Source organism: Marinobacter sp. B-21, assembly GCF_056857895.1.
Map to the genome: position 1 here is coordinate 76,389 of NZ_JBSXNZ010000081.1, position 18,420 is coordinate 94,808.

At 57.8% G+C, this 18,420-nt stretch carries 16 protein-coding genes; 4 read left to right on the forward strand and 12 right to left on the reverse strand.

Annotation, left to right across the window (positions count from 1 at the left end):
- Window positions 1-29: 29 nt before the first annotated feature.
- Complete coding sequence (locus tag AC13C0_RS13740; RefSeq protein ID WP_482954568.1) at window positions 30-1,061, reverse strand: AraC family transcriptional regulator; 1,032 nt, start codon at window positions 1,059-1,061, stop codon at window positions 30-32.
- A 274-nt stretch (window positions 1,062-1,335) separates the two neighbouring features.
- Between AC13C0_RS13740 and AC13C0_RS13745 the strand changes: the two genes are divergently transcribed.
- The gene (locus AC13C0_RS13745) at window positions 1,336-2,211 is read left to right on the forward strand and encodes a MaoC/PaaZ C-terminal domain-containing protein (RefSeq protein WP_341581549.1); all 876 of its coding nucleotides are present in this window, start codon (window positions 1,336-1,338) and stop codon (window positions 2,209-2,211) included.
- A 16-nt stretch (window positions 2,212-2,227) separates the two neighbouring features.
- Here AC13C0_RS13745 and AC13C0_RS13750 read toward each other — a convergent pair whose 3' ends face one another.
- From AC13C0_RS13750 to AC13C0_RS13760, 3 genes are read right to left on the reverse strand one after another with little or no spacing between them, the layout of a single operon-like run.
- Window positions 2,228-3,811: an ATP-binding response regulator gene (locus tag AC13C0_RS13750; protein ID WP_482954569.1), complete on the reverse strand. Its 1,584-nt coding sequence runs from the start codon at window positions 3,809-3,811 to the stop codon at window positions 2,228-2,230.
- 45 nt (window positions 3,812-3,856) lie between these two features.
- Window positions 3,857-4,483, reverse strand: a complete 627-nt coding sequence (fixJ, locus tag AC13C0_RS13755) for a response regulator FixJ (RefSeq protein WP_008170525.1) — start codon at window positions 4,481-4,483, stop codon at window positions 3,857-3,859.
- A gap of 39 nt (window positions 4,484-4,522) precedes the next feature.
- Entirely contained in the window at window positions 4,523-6,931 is a 2,409-nt protein-coding gene (locus AC13C0_RS13760) for a Lon protease family protein (protein ID WP_482954570.1), read from the reverse strand.
- A 217-nt stretch (window positions 6,932-7,148) separates the two neighbouring features.
- On the opposite strand from AC13C0_RS13760, the gene AC13C0_RS13765 reads away from it, so the two are divergent.
- A complete protein-coding gene (locus AC13C0_RS13765; protein WP_482954571.1) occupies window positions 7,149-7,526 on the forward strand; it encodes a PilZ domain-containing protein in 378 nt (125 codons plus the stop codon).
- Window positions 7,527-7,541: 15 nt separating this feature from the next.
- Here AC13C0_RS13765 and AC13C0_RS13770 read toward each other — a convergent pair whose 3' ends face one another.
- From AC13C0_RS13770 to AC13C0_RS13780, 3 genes are all read right to left on the reverse strand, one after another.
- Window positions 7,542-8,012: a flavodoxin family protein gene (locus AC13C0_RS13770; RefSeq protein WP_482954572.1), complete on the reverse strand. Its 471-nt coding sequence runs from the start codon at window positions 8,010-8,012 to the stop codon at window positions 7,542-7,544.
- A gap of 17 nt (window positions 8,013-8,029) precedes the next feature.
- A complete protein-coding gene (recA, locus tag AC13C0_RS13775; RefSeq protein WP_117620475.1) occupies window positions 8,030-9,076 on the reverse strand; it encodes a recombinase RecA in 1,047 nt (348 codons plus the stop codon).
- Between the two features lie 165 nt (window positions 9,077-9,241).
- Window positions 9,242-9,742: a nicotinamide-nucleotide amidohydrolase family protein gene (locus tag AC13C0_RS13780; protein WP_482954573.1), complete on the reverse strand. Its 501-nt coding sequence runs from the start codon at window positions 9,740-9,742 to the stop codon at window positions 9,242-9,244.
- A gap of 82 nt (window positions 9,743-9,824) precedes the next feature.
- Between AC13C0_RS13780 and mutS the strand changes: the two genes are divergently transcribed.
- Together mutS and fdxA are read left to right on the forward strand one after the other, a co-directional pair.
- Window positions 9,825-12,455, forward strand: coding sequence for a DNA mismatch repair protein MutS (gene mutS / locus AC13C0_RS13785; protein ID WP_482954574.1), 2,631 nt, complete (start codon window positions 9,825-9,827; stop codon window positions 12,453-12,455).
- A gap of 152 nt (window positions 12,456-12,607) precedes the next feature.
- Window positions 12,608-12,931, forward strand: a complete 324-nt coding sequence (gene fdxA, locus AC13C0_RS13790; RefSeq protein ID WP_117620474.1) for a ferredoxin FdxA — start codon at window positions 12,608-12,610, stop codon at window positions 12,929-12,931.
- An 80-nt stretch (window positions 12,932-13,011) separates the two neighbouring features.
- Here the strand turns inward: fdxA and AC13C0_RS13795 are convergent, their stop codons facing one another.
- The 5 genes from AC13C0_RS13795 to AC13C0_RS13815 form a co-directional block, all read right to left on the reverse strand.
- The gene (locus AC13C0_RS13795) at window positions 13,012-13,650 is read right to left on the reverse strand and encodes a LysE family translocator (RefSeq protein WP_117619980.1); all 639 of its coding nucleotides are present in this window, start codon (window positions 13,648-13,650) and stop codon (window positions 13,012-13,014) included.
- 33 nt (window positions 13,651-13,683) lie between these two features.
- Window positions 13,684-14,718, reverse strand: a complete 1,035-nt coding sequence (locus tag AC13C0_RS13800) for a hypothetical protein (protein ID WP_482954575.1) — start codon at window positions 14,716-14,718, stop codon at window positions 13,684-13,686.
- A gap of 140 nt (window positions 14,719-14,858) precedes the next feature.
- Window positions 14,859-15,809: a DegV family protein gene (locus AC13C0_RS13805; RefSeq protein WP_117619978.1), complete on the reverse strand. Its 951-nt coding sequence runs from the start codon at window positions 15,807-15,809 to the stop codon at window positions 14,859-14,861.
- Between the two features lie 110 nt (window positions 15,810-15,919).
- A complete protein-coding gene (locus AC13C0_RS13810; protein ID WP_117619977.1) occupies window positions 15,920-16,753 on the reverse strand; it encodes a metal-dependent hydrolase in 834 nt (277 codons plus the stop codon).
- A 242-nt stretch (window positions 16,754-16,995) separates the two neighbouring features.
- Window positions 16,996-18,372 (reverse strand): solute carrier family 23 protein, encoded by a 1,377-nt coding sequence (locus AC13C0_RS13815; RefSeq protein WP_117619976.1) that lies wholly within the window; start codon window positions 18,370-18,372, stop codon window positions 16,996-16,998.
- Window positions 18,373-18,420: the final 48 nt, after the last annotated feature.

An 18,420-nucleotide genomic window follows, 5' to 3' on the forward strand; every position in this document is an offset into this window, starting at 1 on the left:
CCTGAAAAAAGTTCAGAAGCCGCGCTCCGTTACATCGCATCAACCACGGCGCCCCTGCCCTGTGCGGTTTTGCGGTACTCGATCGGGGTCATACCAGACCAGCGCTTGAAAGCCCGGTAGAAAGTACTCGGCTCCGAGAAGCCGGTGAGATACACGATCTCATCAATGGATTCGTCAGTGGTCGCCAGCAGTTGGCGCGCCAGCCGGTAACGGAAATCAGCCAGCACCTGGTTAAAACTGGTTTCGGCTTCCGTCAGGCGGGTACGCAGGGTTCGCGGCTTGATGCCCAGACGGTCAGCCACCGCATCCAGAGTTACCTCGCCACTGTCCAGAAGCTCCGCCACAATCCGCTCTACCTGCCCGACAATATCTCTCTTTTCGAGCCGGGCCACCTGCTCGCTGGCGAAACGCTCATGGAGGTCCAGAAGCTCAGGCTCAGCATGAGGCGACGCGTGGGAAAGCAGAGCAGCAGGAAAGTAGAGACGATTCTCTTCAGCACCGAAGGAGACCTCACAGCCGAGCACCTCCCGCACATGATCCTGGCCATCGGCCCGCTCGTGCTCAAACTCGATGCGTGAGGGATGGAAGTTATCGTCGGTGATGGAGCGGAAAAAGGTAATCAGCCCCTGCACGAAGCATTCGTTGAAATGCCGCAGCCTGCGGACATCATCAGACGCAGCGTCCAGCACCATGCAGGCGTCGTCACCTTCAATAAAGAAATCCGTGTTGGCGGCATCGCTCAGCAACCGCTGGTAATTCTGCGCCCGCCGCAACCCTTCGCCGAAAGTCGGGCTGCTCAGGAAAAGATATTCCAGTACCTGGCCTTTGTAGACGGGCAACAATTGCCCCAGGTGCAACCCGACATCCGGATCGCCGGATACGTCTTCGACGGCCTGCCAGAAGTACATCTGGGCACTGTGGGGGGTTCGGAGCTGCTCGGTATAGACGTAATTCTCATCCACCCCGAGACGGCTGAAGATGGCAGTGGTGTCGACCCCCTTCTTTTTCATCGCCTCATAGATCAGGCGTAACATCACTCCCGCGTCACGAAGTTCCTGCATAAGATCCCGCTTTTTTTATTGGATTGCTACTACTTTGACCGGCCGGACAATTGCCGTAGCACGCCAGGTCAATGCCAGATCTGGCAGGGTTTGCCAGACTTGTGGGGCCTGAAAACAGCCCCTGTTAGACTATCGTCTTATATTAGAGCATATCAGGCCACAGACACACAGTTGTACCAGTTTGTAAGAATGCCCATGACCTTCGCGATAAAATTTCCATTATGGTAGTGCCATACTGACCGTGACCGGCGAAGACGGTGAAGGAGAACGACCCATGCCAGAGACTCCCGTTTATCACAAATCACCACCATCATTGCTGCCGCTTTACGGCAAGGCATTGCTGGCAAAGCAAGGAAAGCACGGTGGCGACATTACTGTCCCGGAATTGTCTGCCAGCCTGCTGGGCGTCAGCACCGGCGGCGATAGCCTGAAACGCTACCAAAAGGTTTGCGGGTTCGCTCCGCACAACCACTTACCGCTCACCTGGCCCCATGTACTGGCTTTCCCCCTGCATCTGAAACTGCTGACCGAGAAGAGCTTTCCCTTGCCGCTACTCGGCCTGGTGCACCTGAGAAATATCATTACCCAGCACCGGCCAATCGGAGCCGGCGAAATCCTGGATATCAGCGTACGTCTGGGAAATTCGGTAAAGAGTAGTCGTGGGGTGGAGTTTGATCTGATCACTCAGGCCCGCTCTGCAGGCAAACCGGTCTGGGAGGAAACGAGCACGACCCTGTTCCGACAACCACAAGGTAATGGGAAATCATCGGGCCAAAAGGCCCCGCCTGAACTGGAACACTACCCCAACACACTGAGCCTGAAGGCGGGAGAATCCATTGGCCGCCAGTATGCCCGGGTGTCCGGGGACAGTAACCCGATTCACATGCACGCCCTGAGCGCCAGGGTCTTCGGTTTTCGCCAGGCAATCGCCCACGGCATGTGGACCAAGGCCCACGCACTGGCGCTACTGGAACAGCAGGACGGTTGGCGACCGGGCGCCATCAGGGTCAGCTGTCAGTTCAAGAAACCACTGTTCCTGCCGGGCACAGCCCAATTGAACTGGCAAGCGGAGGACAAAGGCTGGGACTACCAGGTGCTGAATGCCAAAGGCGACGCGCCACACCTGAGTGGACGCATCGACTGGCTCTAACCCCGGGGGACTTCCTTTAACGCTGAGAAGTCTCGTTTTCCGGTGCACAGGGGGAACCCTGCGCACCGGCGACCGGAAGGGTGAAGTAGAAACAGGCGCCACCGTCTTCCGGGCGCACGAAACCGATGTCTCCGCCCTGGGCCTGAATCAGGGAGCGGCAGGTCGAGAGGCCGATGCCCATGCCCTCATCCTTGGTAGTAAAAAACGGCAGGAACAGTTTTTCCTCGGCGCCGTCAGGCAGGCCAACTCCGTGGTCGCGCACCTGGATTCGCACACAGCTGTCACCCTGAAGGCTGGCTGATACCTCAACAGGCGCCGTTGAATCCACGCAGCTGGTCGCTTCCAGGGCATTCCGGATCAGGTTCAGAGCAACCTGTTGCACCTGAACGGGGTCAGCCAGGACGTCTGGCATATCCCCTGGCACCGAGACCTCTATGGCACCCTTGTTATTGCGCATATCCACCTCGGCAAACTGCCGGGTGTCCTCCAGCAGCGCGGATACCGATAGCACTTCCTTGCCGGTTGCCGGCTTCTTCATGAACTTCCGGATTCGCCGGATGATCTCGCTGGCGCGGTGGGACTGGGCTTCGATCTTGTCCAGGGTCTCCTGGAGCAGGCCCATATCCGCCGATTCTTTCGCCATCATCCGCTTGGCGACCCGGGCGTAGTTGGTTATTGCCGTCAGCGGCTGATTGACCTCATGGGCAACGCCCGCGGCCATTTCACCCATGGTGGTCAGGCGCGAGGTATGAGCCAGCTGATCCCGCTGTTCCTGCACCAGTTGCCGGGCCTCTTCCAGGGCCTTCTCGTTATCCAGCTCGGCAGTGATGTCCCGAAACACCACAACGGCACCGTGGAGCCCGCCTCCATCCCGCTTTGGGGTTGAACGATACTCCGCCGGAAAGCCTGTTCCGTCAGCCCGGAGTATACGGATGTCCCGTCGGTTTTCGGCAACACCCTGCTGACAGGTGGCTTTTACCGGCAGGTCGTCCGGATTGTCCCCCGCCGTGGCGAAATGGGTTTCGAAGAAGTTTCGGCCGATCAGCTCTTCCACCGGGCAGCCGACAATCAGTGCCGCCGCTGGATTGGCAAACTCGATAACGCCGTTCTCATCAAGGCCGTAAATGCCCTCGCTGATGGAATTCAGGATGCGGGCCTGGTCGCTCTGGAGCTCACGGTTACGGGCCTGCAGCTCTCTTTCAAGGCGGATAACCGAGGCATGGGTTTTCACCCGGGCAATCACTTCCCGGGACTGGAACGGCTTGGAAATGTAGTCGGCTCCACCGAGCGAGAAGCCTTTAACCTTGGCCTGCAGATCATCGAGGGCGGAAAGGAACACCACGGCACAATCCGCCGTCTCGGGATCGGCTTTGAGGCGCTCACACACCTCATAACCATCCATCTCCGGCATCATAATATCCAGGAGAATCACTTCAGGCTGGTGGCGGTGGGCAAGGTCGAGGGCTTTTTCGCCTTCGTTGGCAATGAGCAGCCGGTAACCTTTGTCTTTCAGGGTCTCATAGAGGACTTTGAGGTTCTGCGGATTGTCGTCCACGAGCAGAACCGTCACCTCCGAGTTCTCGCTGACAGCTTCAGTCATATATGTCGGGCCGGTTAAAAAAGTAACCGTATGATGCCGCCGGGATCACCCTGCGTCGATAAGGTCCTTTACGGACAGGACCATACGTACGAGATGTGCCAGGGAATGGGTTCCCATCTTGTGCATAACGCGGGAGCGGTGGATCTCCACTGTGCGCTGGCTTATCTCCAGCTCAATGGCAATCACCTTGTTGGCCTGGCCGGCAATCATCCGGTCCATGATTTCGTGCTCCCGGGGGGTCAGGCTCTTGATACGACGGATGATTTCCTGCTTTTCATCCAGGGATTTGCGCTGTTCCAGATCCTGCTTCAGTGCCGCCTCGATTTTCTCCAGCAGCGCCTCTTCACGGTAGGGCTTCTGGATGAAGTCCACAGCGCCCTCTTTCATGGCGTCAACGGCCATGGGCACATCACCGTGACCGGTCACAAAGATGATGGGCAGGATGGAGTGCTTTTCATTGAGTTTTTTCTGGAGTTCCATTCCGTCCATGCCAGGCATGCGGATATCCAGCACAATGCAGCCTGCCATCTTGTCGGAATAGTCCTTCAAAAAAGCAGTTGCACTCTCATAGGTCTTGACCGGCTTGCCGTCGGATTTCAGTAGCAGCTCCAGGGAATCGCGGACTGCTTCATCGTCCTCAACAACGTACACGGTTTGCTGGATATCAGTCATGGGTGTGTTCTCTCCTGTCCGTTTTCTTATGATCGCCGGTCAGTGAATTGACGGGTCTTTATGGTCATCACGGGCATGTTCCTGGCGCTCGTGTTCCCGCATTTTCTCAAGTCGTTGCTTGATAATGCCAAAAACGCTCTGTTTCGGGTACCTGCCTTTGTCATCGGCCTTGCCCGCAGGCTTGCCGAGCAGCAGGGTTATGGCTTCCTCAACACGAGCAACCGCGTACACCGCAAACCGGCCTTCACGCACCGCCTGCACCAATTCGCTATCGAGCATCAGGTTCTGCACGTTCGTGGTTGGCACGATCACGCCCTGGGTTCCTGAGAGCCCACCCTTGAGCTGACAGGTTGTGAAAAAGCCTTCCACTTTCTCGTTCACACCGCCAATGGGCTGAACCTCACCAAACTGGTTTACGGATCCGGTAATCGCCAGATCCTGGCGGACCGGAATGCCGGACAGGGAAGATACCAGCGCGCACAATTCCGCAAGAGAGGCACTGTCGCCATCCACCTCACCGTAGTTCTGCTCGAAGGTCAGACTGGCCGACAGATGCATCGGATCGTTAACCGCAAAATGGGAAGCCAGCCAGGAACTCAGGATCATCACGCCCTTGGAGTGAAGGTTGCCGCCGAGCTTTACATCGCGCTCAATATCGATCACCGCACCATCTCCATAATAGCAGGTCGCGGTCACGCGGTTGGAAAGTCCGAATTCAAACCCGCCCGTGGACAACACCGACAACGCATTCACCTGGCCAACGCAGGTTCCACCAGTAGTTACTAGTGTGGAGCCATCACGGATGGAATCGTAGAACTGGTCGCGAATCCGGCTGCTGCGGTATTTGGCGCTTTCGAGGGCCCGCTCCACATGAGTATCCTGGATCAGCCGCGCCCCTGCCTGCCGGGCCCAGAAATCCGATTCCCGAAGCAGATTGGCGATATCCGCCGCATGCAGAGACAAACGGTCCTGATGCTCGGCCATGCGCGCACTGTGCTCAATAATCCGGGCGACCGCCTTGTTTGAGCAATGCAGCAGTGATTTCTCGCTTACCAGGCTGGCAATGAACTTGGCGTATAGCAACTGACTGTCATCAGAACGGTACATCTCGTTCTCGAAATCCGCTGTTACCCGGAACAGCTCGGCAAATTCCGAGTCATACTCCTGCAGCAACATCCAGGTTTCGCGATCACCAAACAGGACAATTTTGACATCCAGCGGGACTGATTCCGGTTCGATGGAAATGGTGCCGGAAAGGGTCAGCTCCCGCTCCAGGGAGTTAATCTGTATCGATTTCGAACGCAGGGCACGCTTCAGCCCGTCCCACACGAAAGGCTGCTCCAGCACCTTGATGGCGTCCATCAACAGGTAACCGCCGTTGGCCCGATGCAGGCTGCCCGGGCGGATCAGTGAGAAATCGGTAAACACGGTGCCCTTGTAGGTAACGTTCTCCACGTACCCGAACAGGTTGTGGTAGGTGGGATTGTCCTCCACCACCATGGGAACCTCGTTGGTTTTCTGGTGCACCAGCACGTTCACCAGGTATCGGCGGGGCATCTTCTTGTCGAGGGACGCGTAGGCAATCGCCGCCTGCTCCTCGTTATCGTCCAGGAAAATCTCGAGGTTCTCCACCAGATCTGCCCGGACCGCCTCGAAAAAGGCGACCACGTCGGGAAGATCCTTGTACTTCTCGATCAGCTCATCAACCTGATGGCCCGAAATACTCTCCAGGGTCTCCTGGTTCAGCGCCTGCTGTTTGTCAGCGTATTCCTGTTCCCAGTCAGCAAGTTTGCGCAGGGCTTGCCGAAGCTTTTTCTCCAGCTTGTTGATGATGTCTTCAAACTTGTCACGCTGCTCATCTGTCAGCGCCTGGAAGGATTCCACGGTGTGCGGTTCCTCGCCATTCATGGCAACCAATCGGTAACCGCCGGGCGTGGTCACGGTCAGGCTGACTTTTTTGCGTTTGGCCTGGGCAGCCACTTTTTCCAGTTCATCTTCCTGTTTCTTGCCGTATTCATTCTTCAGCTGTTCCGAGCGCTCAAGAAAACTGTCGCTGTCGAAGGTCTGGGGAATCACCTTTACCAGGCGACTCATCAGCTTTTCCATATCCTGCTTAAGCTGGGTCCCCTTGCCCGCCGGAAGCTGCAATAGCTTCGGAATACGGGGCTCCTCGAAGTTGGCTACATAGCACCAGTCATGGCTCTGCTGATCGGTATCCACATGGTGCTCCAGGTAACGCAGCATCATGGTGCGTTTGCCCAGGCCATTACGGCCAACAGCGTACACGTTGTAACCACCGTGGGGCATTGCCAGGGCAAAACGCACGGCTTCCTGGGCACGGTTCTGGCCAACGATTTCGGCCAGAGGCTCCAGTTGCCTGGTGGTTTTGAATGGCAGATCTTTCAGAACACAGGCTTTGTAAAGCTGGTGCAGGGACAGTGACTTCAAGGTTCGGTCCTGTAACGGTTGACTCATTGGCCGGTCATTGTAGATTCTGCAGTCGGCCATGTCGCGTTCAGCGAGCAGATTTCTGGGGTTGCGCACAATGCACAGGAATTTGTTAGTCAGTTCACAGTTTTGCCAGCGTTCATTTTTCAGGCAGTTGTTCCGGAACTACACTTCATCTCCCGGCAAAAAATACAATGCACGCAACGGATGCCAGCGTATGACCAGTGATTCCGCAGATCGCAGAATCAAGGATCGTTATCCCGCTTCCTGCCTGAAGGTTCAACTTCGGGAGCGCGGCTTTTTTAGCCGTGGCAAGCCCGCCACACCCGCCACCTGTCTGGATCTTAACCGCTACGGCATGGCAATACTGTGCCCCAGGCCAGTGGATCCGGGCGCCCGGCTATCCATGGATTTTGACGGCAAGTACATCAGTGAATCGAGGGTATGCGCCCGGGTGGTGGACTGCCAGCCGTTTCAGACCGGTTATCGCATCAGCGTGCAGTTCAGCTACTGCCGGGACAAGAAAGGGTATTCACGAGCGGTGGACAACGCCCTGTCACGAATCGAAGGCTTCTATAACCGGTTCGCCAGCTAAGCCATTTCCGCGTCGTCAGACAAGCCCGGCATCCAGGCTGGCAGCCACATACGTGCCCAGCTCCCGGCACTGTTCCTCGAACTCATTCCGGTATTCGCCCCGGCAGATCAGAGGGTCCTGAATCCGTTTCCAGCGCAACCCGGTAGTGATACTTTCGATCGCCCGGTTGGTACCGGTGCCGTCGTGACCAGCCCGAATGTAGTAGGCAAAGGGCAAACCCTGGGTTTTCTCCAGGCAGGGGTAGTAGCTGCGATCAAAGAAGTCCTTCAAAGCCCCGCTCATGTACCCGAGGTTTTCGGTGGTACCCAGGATGATCGCGTCGCAGGCAAGAACATCCTCAGGGCCGGCATCCAGGGGAGCAAGGACTGTTACTTCAACGTTCCCGACGTTTTCATGGCAAGCACCCTGCTCCACAGCTTCCCTCAGTTTGAGGGTATTCGGGGAAGGCGCATGGGCAACAATGAGCAGTTTCTTTTTGCTATCCATACCTCCCCCGAAGATGCTTAGAGCAATTCGCCGCTGGCTTCCGCCGGTGCCTCAACGGCTTCTTTCCTGGAGACCGGCTTCGGCATCAGCTTATCACGCACCGCAGCTTCGATTTCGTTGGCAATATCCAGGTTTTCTTCCAGGAACTTGCAGGCGTTAGCCTTACCCTGGCCGATCTTGTCACCCTTGTAGGCATACCAGGCGCCGGACTTGTCAACAAAGCCTTCTTTCACGCCCATATCGAGCACTTCGGCCATGTGGTAAATGCCCTTGCCGTACATGATCTGGAATTCAGCCTGCTTGAACGGCGGTGACACCTTGTTCTTGACCACTTTCACCCGGGTCTCATTGCCTACCACTTCATCGCCGTCTTTTACCGAGCCAATGCGGCGGATATCCAGACGCACGGAGGAGTAAAACTTCAGGGCGTTGCCGCCGGTGGTGGTTTCGGGGCTACCGAACATAACACCGATTTTCATACGGATCTGGTTGATGAAGATCAACAGACAGTTGGCATGCTTGACGTTACCTGTCAGTTTACGCAGCGCTTGGGACATCAGCCGTGCCTGAAGGCCGACGTGGCTATCGCCCATTTCACCTTCGATTTCCGCTTTCGGCGTCAGGGCGGCAACGGAGTCGACGATGATCACGTCTACCGCGTTGGAGCGAACCAGCATATCGCAGATTTCCAGCGCCTGTTCACCGGTATCCGGCTGGGACACCAGCAGCTCGTTTACGTTGACACCCAGCTTTTCGGCGTAGATCGGGTCCAGGGCATGCTCAGCATCCACGAAGGCACAGGTTTTACCGGCCTTTTGGGCCTCGGCAATCACCTGCAGGGTCAATGTGGTTTTACCGGAACTTTCCGGACCGTAGATCTCACAGATACGACCGTAAGGCAGGCCGCCAATACCCAGGGCAACATCCAGCCCAAGGGAGCCGGTGGAGACCGCAGGAATGGCTTCACGGGGCTGGTCGCCCATTTTCATCACGGCGCCCTTGCCGAACTGGCGCTCAATCTGGCCAAGTGCTGCGCTCAATGCTTTCTTGCGGTTGTCTTCCATCAGTGCAAAACCCTCTGTCGCCCTGGCCACCGGAGCCGTGAGGACTCCGGCAGCGTAATAGTGAATCGGGAATCCGTACAGTGTAACCAGCCAATTCCCTGTATATTTGAACAGTATTAAAACATAACCGGCAAAGGAGACCAACCCCTCTTGATGTGAAAGCCGTCAAAGCTCATCCAAAAACCCGTTAACCCCCTGAAGGGCAAAGAGAACTGCCTGTCGCCTGACCTGGTCCCGGTCACCCTCAAAGTGCCTGACCACCGCCACAGTGTCAGCCGGGGTACTGCCCCAGGCAAACCAGACGGTACCAACGGGCTTGTCCTCGCCTCCCCCCCCGGGGCCAGCCACGCCACTGATGGCAACAGCCACACCTGCGCCAGTGGCCGCCAGGGCACCGGCAACCATCTCCCGCACCACCGGCTCGCTGACAGCACCGTGTTCGTCCAGGGACTTCCGGGTGACCCCCAGCAGGGCCTGCTTGACCTCGTTGCCATAGGTTACCAGACCACCCAGCACATAGGCTGAGGAGCCGGCCCGGTCAGTCAGCACCTTGGTAACCCAGCCACCCGTGCAGCTTTCGGCCGTTGCAACAGTACGCTCCAGTTCCAGCAGCCGTTCACCGAGGCGGTTACCCGCCTCTTCCAATTTGTAATCGCTGGCCAGCATAATGACCTCCTTCGTTTCATCACGGCCGTTATTTTCTTACAATTCACGCCTTCATCCAAAGCAAGGCAATCCGGACCCGTCCATGTCAGCAGCTCAGACCGATCTTTCCAAGCACACCCCCATGATGCAGCAGTACCTGAAGATCAAGGGCCAGCACCCCAATGAACTGGTGTTCTACCGCATGGGGGATTTCTACGAGCTCTTCTACGAAGACGCCAAGAAAGCGGCCGGGCTGATGGACATTACCCTGACCGCCCGAGGCCAGTCCGGGGGCAACCCGATCCCCATGGCGGGCATTCCTTATCACTCGTCTGAAGGCTACATTGCCCGCCTGGTCCGGGCAGGTCAATCCATCGCCATCTGCGAACAGATTGGCGACCCGGCCACCAGCAAGGGACCGGTCGACCGACAGGTGGTAAGGATCGTTACACCGGGCACCCTGAGTGACGATGCCTACCTCGAAGACCGCCGGGACAACCTGCTGGTGGCCATCTATAACCACCGGGAACAGTTTGGTTTTGCCTCTCTGGACATTTCCAGCGGTCGTTTTGCCGTGTCTGAGCTGGAGAACCTGGAAGCCCTGCAAGGAGAACTCCAGCGGCTGCGACCGGCGGAAATCCTGATCAGCGAGGACTTTCCCTATCAGGAAATACTGGAAGGCTTTACCGGAATCCGGCGCCAGGGACCCTGGCTGTTCGAACTGGACACCGCCCGCCGAGTGATCACTCAGCAGCTGCAGGTGCGGGACCTGACCGGTTTCGGCTGTGAGGACCTGAATCTCGCGGTTTGTGCCGCCGGCTGTCTGCTGCAGTATGCCAGGGAAACCCAGCGCACCACCCTGCCCCATATTCGCAAGCTTACCCGCGAACGACGGGATGAAGCCGTCATAATGGATGCCGCCAGCCGCCGCAATCTGGAGATCGACACCAACCTGATGGGCGGCCATCAGTACACCCTGGCCTGGGTGATGGATCGCACCGCAACCTCCATGGGCGGGCGGGAGCTTCGGCGCTGGCTGAACCGGCCGCTGCGGGATGTGGAGATTGTCCGCCAGCGCCAACAGGCGGTGTCCGCACTCCTCGACGGGTTTCATTACGAGCCGGTGCACGATCTGCTGAAAGCCGTTGGCGATATTGAGCGGGTACTGGCCCGGGTAGCCCTGCAATCTGCGCGCCCGCGCGACCTCGCCCGCCTGCGGGATGCCTTCCAGGCATTGCCGGATCTTCAGGAGACGCTGAAACCGGTGAACTCACACCACATCGTCAGACTCGCCACCATCATCGGCGAATACCCCGAACTGGCGGATCTCCTGGAACGGGCCATCATTGATAACCCGCCCGTGGTTATCCGGGAGGGCGGCGTCATCCAGGAAGGCTTCGACGAGGAACTGGACGAACTGCGCAACATCAGCGAGAACGCCGGCCAGTACCTGCTGGATGTGGAAACCCGGGAGCGGGAACGCACCGGAATCAGCACCCTGAAGGTGGGCTACAACCGGGTTCACGGCTATTACATCGAGATCAGCCGGGCCCAGTCCGATCAGGCCCCGGTAGATTATATCCGCCGGCAGACCCTGAAGAATGCCGAACGCTTCATCACCCCGGAACTGAAAGAGTTCGAAGACAAGGCCCTGAGTGCCAAGAGCCGTGCCCTGGCCAGGGAGAAAGGGCTGTACGATGACGTGCTGGAAACCGTAGCCGGTCAACTGGCGCCGCTACAGGATGCGGCACAGGCCCTGGCTGAGCTGGATGTGCTGAGCAATTTTGCGGAGCGGGCCACCTCACTTCGTTTTTCAGCGCCGGAATTCAGTGAAGCGCCAGGCTTTGACATTGAGGAAGGCCGCCACCCGGTAGTCGAGCAATTACTGGATGAACCTTTCGTACCCAACGATCTGCTGATGGACGTCCAGCGACGCATGCTGGTGATCACCGGCCCGAACATGGGCGGCAAGTCCACCTACATGCGCCAGGCTGCGCTGATTGCCCTGCTCGCCTATACCGGCAGCTTCGTGCCCGCCAACCGCGCGGTAATCGGCCCGGTAGACCGGATCTTCACCCGGATGGGCTCCTCAGACGACATCGCCGGTGGCCGCTCCACCTTCATGGTGGAAATGACCGAAACCGCCAATATCCTGCACAATGCTACCGAACACAGCCTGGTACTGATGGACGAGGTTGGCCGTGGCACCAGTACCTTTGATGGCCTGTCGCTGGCCTGGGCCACCGCGGAGCACCTGGCCCGGGAAATCCGTTGCTACACCCTGTTTGCCACCCATTATTTCGAGCTCACGCAACTGGCGGATGAGCTGCAACACGCGGTGAACGTGCACCTTACGGCCACAGAGCACGACGACAGCATCGTGTTCCTGCACAACGTTCATGATGGCCCGGCCAGCCAGAGCTACGGGCTTCAGGTGGCCAAGCTGGCCGGCGTGCCCCAGGATGTGATCCGCAACGCCAAAACTCAGCTTTCTCACCTTGAGGGCAGCGCAACGCCTGCGGCACCGGCGGGCGCTGCTCATGATAAGCAGAGTGAAGCACCACACGGCAACGTTCCAAAGCATATGAGTGAGCCGGCTTACCAGGGCGATATGTTCGCGAGTCTTGAGCCGAGCGCCGTGGAAGAAGCGCTCAAAGAGCTGGACCTGGACGGTCTGACTCCCCGGGATGCCATGAACCGGCTGTACGAACTGAAGGCCCTGATGAAGAAATAGCGGAAAATTGATCTGTGTAATAAGGTTATAGCAGCCCAACGCTTGCGGCTATGCGGGTCGCTCCCTACAATATCGCGCACTAAAACATAACGGTGGCGCCCACGACGGCGCTCCTGATGAGACTGACCGACCACTGGACCAGGGATCTGACTATGGCGTTTATCGTTACTGATAACTGCATCAAGTGTAAATATACAGACTGCGTGGAAGTCTGCCCGGTAGACTGCTTCTACGAAGGCCCCAACTTTCTGGTAATCGACCCGGATGAATGTATCGACTGCGCCCTGTGCGAGCCTGAGTGCCCGGCCGAAGCCATTTTCTCGGAAGACGAGCTGCCTGCCGATCAGGTCCAGTTTGTGGAGATTAACGCCGACCTGGCCGCCAAATGGCCGAACATCACCGAGAAAAAAGATCCGCTGCCCGATGCCGAAGAATGGGATGGCAAGCCGAACAAGCTCCAGTATCTGGAGAAGTGATTTACCGGAACTGAATGTAACTAAATGTAAAGGGAAGCCGAGGCTTCCCTTTTTCTTTGCCTGCCCAGTGTCCGGAAGCCTCAGGTGCTTGCCAGCTTCGCCCCCATGGCCACAAAGAATCCGCCAGTGAGCCCGTTCAGCACTCGCTTCAGCCGCGCATTCGCGCCCAGGCTCCGAAAACTCACCACCACCCAGGCCAGGCCACACTGCCAGAGCATCGCCAGCAGGAAATGGACCCCAGCCAGCATCAGGGATTGCTGAAAGGCGTTACCGGCAGGGTCAACAAACTGTGGCAACAACGCCATATAGAACAGCGCGGTTTTCGGATTCAGCACGTTGGACAACAAGCCTTCCCGGAAAGAAGTCACCAGGGGGACACTCCGGCGCGCCACCGTCACGGCTTGCACCGAAGGCTCTCCCCCTCGCCTCAGGGCCAGACGCAACGAGCCGATTCCCAGCCACACCAGATAGCAGGCACCAGCCCACTTCAACGCCGAAAATGCCCAGGCGGTTTCTACCAGCAGGAGGGAAATACCCAGGGCCGAGAGAGTCGCGTGGATGAACAGGCCACCAGAGATGCCCACGCTGGTCACACAGCCATCCCTCAAGCCACCGCGGCCGGCATTACGCATCACCAGCAGCGTATCCACACCCGGCGTCATGGTGAGCAATGTGATGGCAACCAGATAGGCCCAGAACAGGTCCGAGAACAAAACCACGCCTCCCAGAACGGTCCACGGAGGCTGGAATAATCAGGCCTCCTGCTGGAGAATCTTGCGCGCCGCGGCAGACTTGTAAAAAGGCGTGAGCCGCCGGCGAACCAGGGCCTCAACATAACCCTCTTCCCGTAAAACGTCTATAACCGGAATTGCGTAGGCATCAACTTCCGCCTTCACCACTTCCCGGGTGACGCCCATGTCCCTGAGCAGGTCGGTGATCGGATGCTCGCCGTACTTCACAAACAGGTGGGAAACCACGGCCCAGGCACAGCCTTCAAAGTACCCGGTCTTGCGGAACTGCAGCCAGAACTCATACCCGAGCACCACAAATTCCTGCAGTTCGACCTCCCCCAGACCTTCACGCAGTTCCTCTATCGTGCGGTCCTCCAGTGACACCCAGGCGGCCATCACGCTGTCCCGCAACTCGTCATCAGACAGCGCCCGGTGCAGGAACTGCTCACTGCGGCTGATCAGGCCCGGCAGGCTGTCGGATAGCCAGATTTTGAGCCGCCGCTCGAAGGTTTCATCCAGGCCCGGCACCGCTCTGTTGGCCATGCGCCTGCCGAACTTCATCATCGAACCGACACCCGGTACGGATTTGGTGATCAGGTTGTCCTCGTACAGATAGTTCACCAGGCCGTGATACACCACATTGGACACCATCTCCTGATACACCGGATGAGCCATGATCTCACTGATCACCCGCTCCCGCTGGTGCTTCAGCTCCAGTGCCTGTTCCAGGAAGCCGGTGGCCTGCTCACGGGTAATAATCTCGCCCAGGGTTGTCCTGGACTGCACCCCGGCATTGAGCACCTCGGTGGCCATTTCGGCCGCCAGCTCGGGAATCCCCGCATCCAGCTCCATATCCATCACAATGCGCTGAATCACGCCCATCACCTGCTCTTCCGAGGTGAGGCGGTTCAGGGTTATCTCACCGGCATAATTCCAGAGCTCATCCAGTTCCTGCTCCAGAAACCTGTGTAGCCTGGCGCCCTTCAGTGATGCCAGCTCATGCTTCACATGCTGTTCCAGCAGCTCGGTGGCGAGATCCGTTTTGCCTTTGGTCATGGCGTCTGATGTCCTGTTGTTGGAATGAAACACACTGCACAAAGGCTAACACGGAGTCCCGGCTGACCGGTTTGCCAAAACTACAAGGGGGAGGCTGCGGCCGGGCCAGTCATAGCCGGCCGCAGCTCATAGCAGGCTGATTACTGGAAATCGTTGAAGCTGTGGGGCTCCGCGGCCAGCGCCAGGCAAAGGCTGCCGGGGCCAACATAGATACTGCTGGTTATACCCATTTGTGAGAGCAACAGTTCCACACCGTTGTGCTCACACGCGTCCCGCAAGCGATTGAGGCCGGGAAGATCCTCGATCTCGGTCCAGGTCAGGCCACAGGACAGGCTTACGTAGGGCGTCAGCAGGCCCGCTTCCACCCTAGCGGCCGCATAGTTCATCACCTTTTCCACCGCCGCATCGAAGCTGCGGGTCTTCGCTACCGGCTGCCCCCCGGCGCCCTGCCCGAAGATCACCGGCGTGATGTTCAATGCCTTGCCCAGGAAGGCAACCAGTGCCGACACGCTCTTATCACCTCGGCGCCTGGCCCGTTCACGGATGTAGTGCAGATCCCGGGGAATCACGCAGGTGTAGATCTTGTCGGTGAAGGTTTCCACCTCATGGCGCAGGGCATTCTTGGACATCTTCTGGTCGATCAGCTTCAGCGTATGCGCCGCCAGCAAACCCTGGCCGGCAAAAATCTGTTTGCTGTCGATCACCCGCATGAAAAACCGGCCCTTGCGGCCCGCGGCTTCCCGCGCACCTTCATAATGGGCCAGGACACCGTTCATGGCCTCGGTGGCATTCTGGAAAATCAGGCTTCGGGTTTTTGTGACCGTCTCGCAGATGGCCACATCAAACTGGGTAACGATCTTCTCCATGAACAGATCGTGGATCTGCCCGGCGGTGAACGCCCGGGTTTCCGCCTGGTGCCCCTTCTGCAGCAGGCCACTCTGGTAGAACTCCTGGGTCCGGACCGGGTCATGCTCGTCTATGTAGGTTTGGCCGTCGATCACAGCGGTAACGGGAAGGATGAACAAATCGTGCTTGCGGCTGAACTCATAAGGTAAATCACACGCAGAATCAACGATCAAACCAACTCGCATGGCGGGCCTCCAGCTCCGGGCCGCTCCTCGACCGGAAGCGCCCTTTATTGTCGTTATTCTTTATGCCGCTCAGTCTTACATAACCTGGCTGGAATTTCAGCAATCCCGGCTTACCCGGCAGGGGATATCACTTCCAGTTCCTTGAGATTTTGCTCCAGAAGCTCCCGGTTGTCCTGCTGCCAGGGATGAAACCCCTTGCGGAAATAGGCCAGAAATTCCGGCAGGCACTTGCGAAGAACCCCGGGTTTTCCCCACAGGAAATTAAAACCGCCTAGCCAAGTACGCAGGCTCCAGAGCTTGCCATCGGTTTTCAGCAGGCTGCAGGTATTGAGGAAGGTGTACTTGAAGAAGTTCCAGGTAACAAACAGGAAGACCACGCGGCGCAGACGCTCATTACCCACGCACGCCCGGTAAACGTCAAAGGCAACGGATTTGTGCTCGGTTTCCTCTATTGCATGCCAGCGCCACAGTTTCGCCATGGCCGGGGTGGCACCCTCCATCCATTCCGGATGGCTCAGGATGGCGTTCGCCAGTACAGCGGTGTAATGCTCGGCACCGCAGGTTCCCGCCAGCTGCCGGCTAGGCGGAAGCTGGCCCACCCACTCCATATGCTTCCCGAAACGCCGGTCAATGGCATCGATATCGTAGCCCCGCGCCCTCAACGCCTCATTGTAGTGCTTGTGCTCACGGCTGTGGAGGGCCTCCTGCCCGATAAAGCCACGAATCTCGGCCTGCAGCTTCGGGTCTTCGATTCTGTCCCGGTAGAGCCGTACAGCATTGATGAACTGTTGCTCACCATCGGGAAACTGGAGTGAAAGGGCATTGAAGAAAGCAGTCCGGAAGGCATCATTGCCGTGCCAGAGCGTTTTCAGGTCTTCACTGACATCAAACCGCAGATGCCTCGGCTCAACGGACACACCCTCGGGCGTGGAGCTGATGGTCATAACTGCCTCCTGTTTTTGTAATGTTGCTATCAGTAATGAACAGCGGACAAAAAATCATCAGTCAAGGCAGTTTAAACCTGAAAACCTGAGGGAAGGAAGGGAGCCAGGGGAAAAATCGGACATATTGTCACGAAATGACATTCTGTCAAAACAGAGCTCAGAGCGAAAAAAAGGAGGCACGAGGCCTCCCAAGGACACACAGGGGGTCAGCGCTTTCCAGTGCAGGGCCGGAAGGCGCAGGTTTAGTGCTCTTCTGCGGCTTTCACACCCGGCGCTTCCGGGTCCGCTGCAAAGCCAAGCAATTTGGTACGTTCAATCAGAAAGTAAAGGACGGCGCCGGTGGCCAGGCCCCAGCCTGCGCCATAGACCGCCAGAACTACGCCCATGGTGCCGGCAATTCCCCGCTCAGTGTTGTTCTCCAGTTGCTCCAGGCCGACCATCAAACAGATATAACCAGTAAGAAGCAGGGTCAGCGACAGGGCAATCGGCAACACCGGCTGGAAAAAGCTCACCAGGGGCAGAATAAACAGCGCAATAAAGCCGGTAATCCAGAAAGTACCGCCGCCGCTGTAGATGGAATCCATGGCATTGCGACCGTATTTGTAGCGCTCGGCCATGGTGGCGGTAACCGCCGTCCAGATCGGACCGGCCAGACCGGGATACGGAGCAAAAAAGGCATGACCACCGTTCCGGAGTGCGGTTACCAGGTGCACGCGGTCAATGCTGTTATCAATGTCTTCGTCTTTGCGCAGGTGATCCACACGGCTCATCAGTGACTGGCCAACAACGATATCGCCGAAGGCAATGACATACGCGATCACAGCGGTCGGGACGGCGTAGAGGAATACGCTGCTGTCCGGGAAGCCAACGGTAAACGGCAGATAGTTCCAGAGCTCGCCGAACGCCGGTCTGGTAATACCCCACTCCACATTGGGCACGGCGTATTCGCCCGTGGCAAACCCCACTAGGATAGCCACCACCATGCCCGGGACCATGCCGTAGTTGGCGATCTTGCGGGCAATGGAATTGCTTTCAACAAAGCCTTTGAAGGACACCGAAAACATCAGGTACAGGGAGACCAAGCCACCGATGATCAGGGAGATCGGTGTGTTGGCCAGGCGACCGCCGGCTTCGATTTCACCCATCAGGGCCGCAATACCGGCGCCGATGATGATCCCGCCTTTCATAGACCGGGGAATCAGTTCCACCAGCTTGCTGCCGAGGCGGGTAACACCGAGGACCAGAAAAATAATGAACACCAGGAACTGCAGGGCAAACAGCGCCTGAATGGCCTCCGGCCCGGGTTCGTAATCACTCAAGAACAGAAGCACCACGGGAATACCCGGCGTTATCCAGCCAGGCACCAGCGGCACTCCCAGCAGCGCCGGGAGCATAAAGCCGATCCCACAAACCACCACGTAAGCCAGAGCGACGTCGTAGGGAACACCCAGGTATTTCTCCAGCAGGGGGATCATGGCCAGGCTGACCACGAACATGATCAGGGCCTGCACCATCTCCGCGAATTCCCACCGATAGTGGACGAACGGCAGACGAACCTTAAAGGGACCCGCAGGCCAGTATGGCTGCTCTTCCCCGTTCTTCCGATGAAACATTTGCATAAAAAGGTCTCCGGGCTCACGCGGTGCGTGTGCCTGACAGCGTTGTTT

Coding starts and splice junctions, on each gene's coding strand:
- fixJ (WP_008170525.1), bottom strand. CDS start 4,483: ATGACTGATATCCAGCAAACCGTGTACGTTGTTGAGGACGATGAAGCA.
- AC13C0_RS13740 (WP_482954568.1), bottom strand. CDS start 1,061: ATGCAGGAACTTCGTGACGCGGGAGTGATGTTACGCCTGATCTATGAG.
- AC13C0_RS13805 (WP_117619978.1), bottom strand. CDS start 15,809: ATGCGAGTTGGTTTGATCGTTGATTCTGCGTGTGATTTACCTTATGAG.
- AC13C0_RS13810 (WP_117619977.1), bottom strand. CDS start 16,753: ATGACCATCAGCTCCACGCCCGAGGGTGTGTCCGTTGAGCCGAGGCAT.
- AC13C0_RS13800 (WP_482954575.1), bottom strand. CDS start 14,718: ATGACCAAAGGCAAAACGGATCTCGCCACCGAGCTGCTGGAACAGCAT.
- AC13C0_RS13815 (WP_117619976.1), bottom strand. CDS start 18,372: ATGCAAATGTTTCATCGGAAGAACGGGGAAGAGCAGCCATACTGGCCT.
- recA (WP_117620475.1), bottom strand. CDS start 9,076: ATGGAAGACAACCGCAAGAAAGCATTGAGCGCAGCACTTGGCCAGATT.
- AC13C0_RS13780 (WP_482954573.1), bottom strand. CDS start 9,742: ATGCTGGCCAGCGATTACAAATTGGAAGAGGCGGGTAACCGCCTCGGT.
- fdxA (WP_117620474.1), top strand. CDS start 12,608: ATGGCGTTTATCGTTACTGATAACTGCATCAAGTGTAAATATACAGAC.
- AC13C0_RS13745 (WP_341581549.1), top strand. CDS start 1,336: ATGCCAGAGACTCCCGTTTATCACAAATCACCACCATCATTGCTGCCG.
- AC13C0_RS13765 (WP_482954571.1), top strand. CDS start 7,149: ATGACCAGTGATTCCGCAGATCGCAGAATCAAGGATCGTTATCCCGCT.
- AC13C0_RS13750 (WP_482954569.1), bottom strand. CDS start 3,811: ATGACTGAAGCTGTCAGCGAGAACTCGGAGGTGACGGTTCTGCTCGTG.
- mutS (WP_482954574.1), top strand. CDS start 9,825: ATGTCAGCAGCTCAGACCGATCTTTCCAAGCACACCCCCATGATGCAG.
- AC13C0_RS13770 (WP_482954572.1), bottom strand. CDS start 8,012: ATGGATAGCAAAAAGAAACTGCTCATTGTTGCCCATGCGCCTTCCCCG.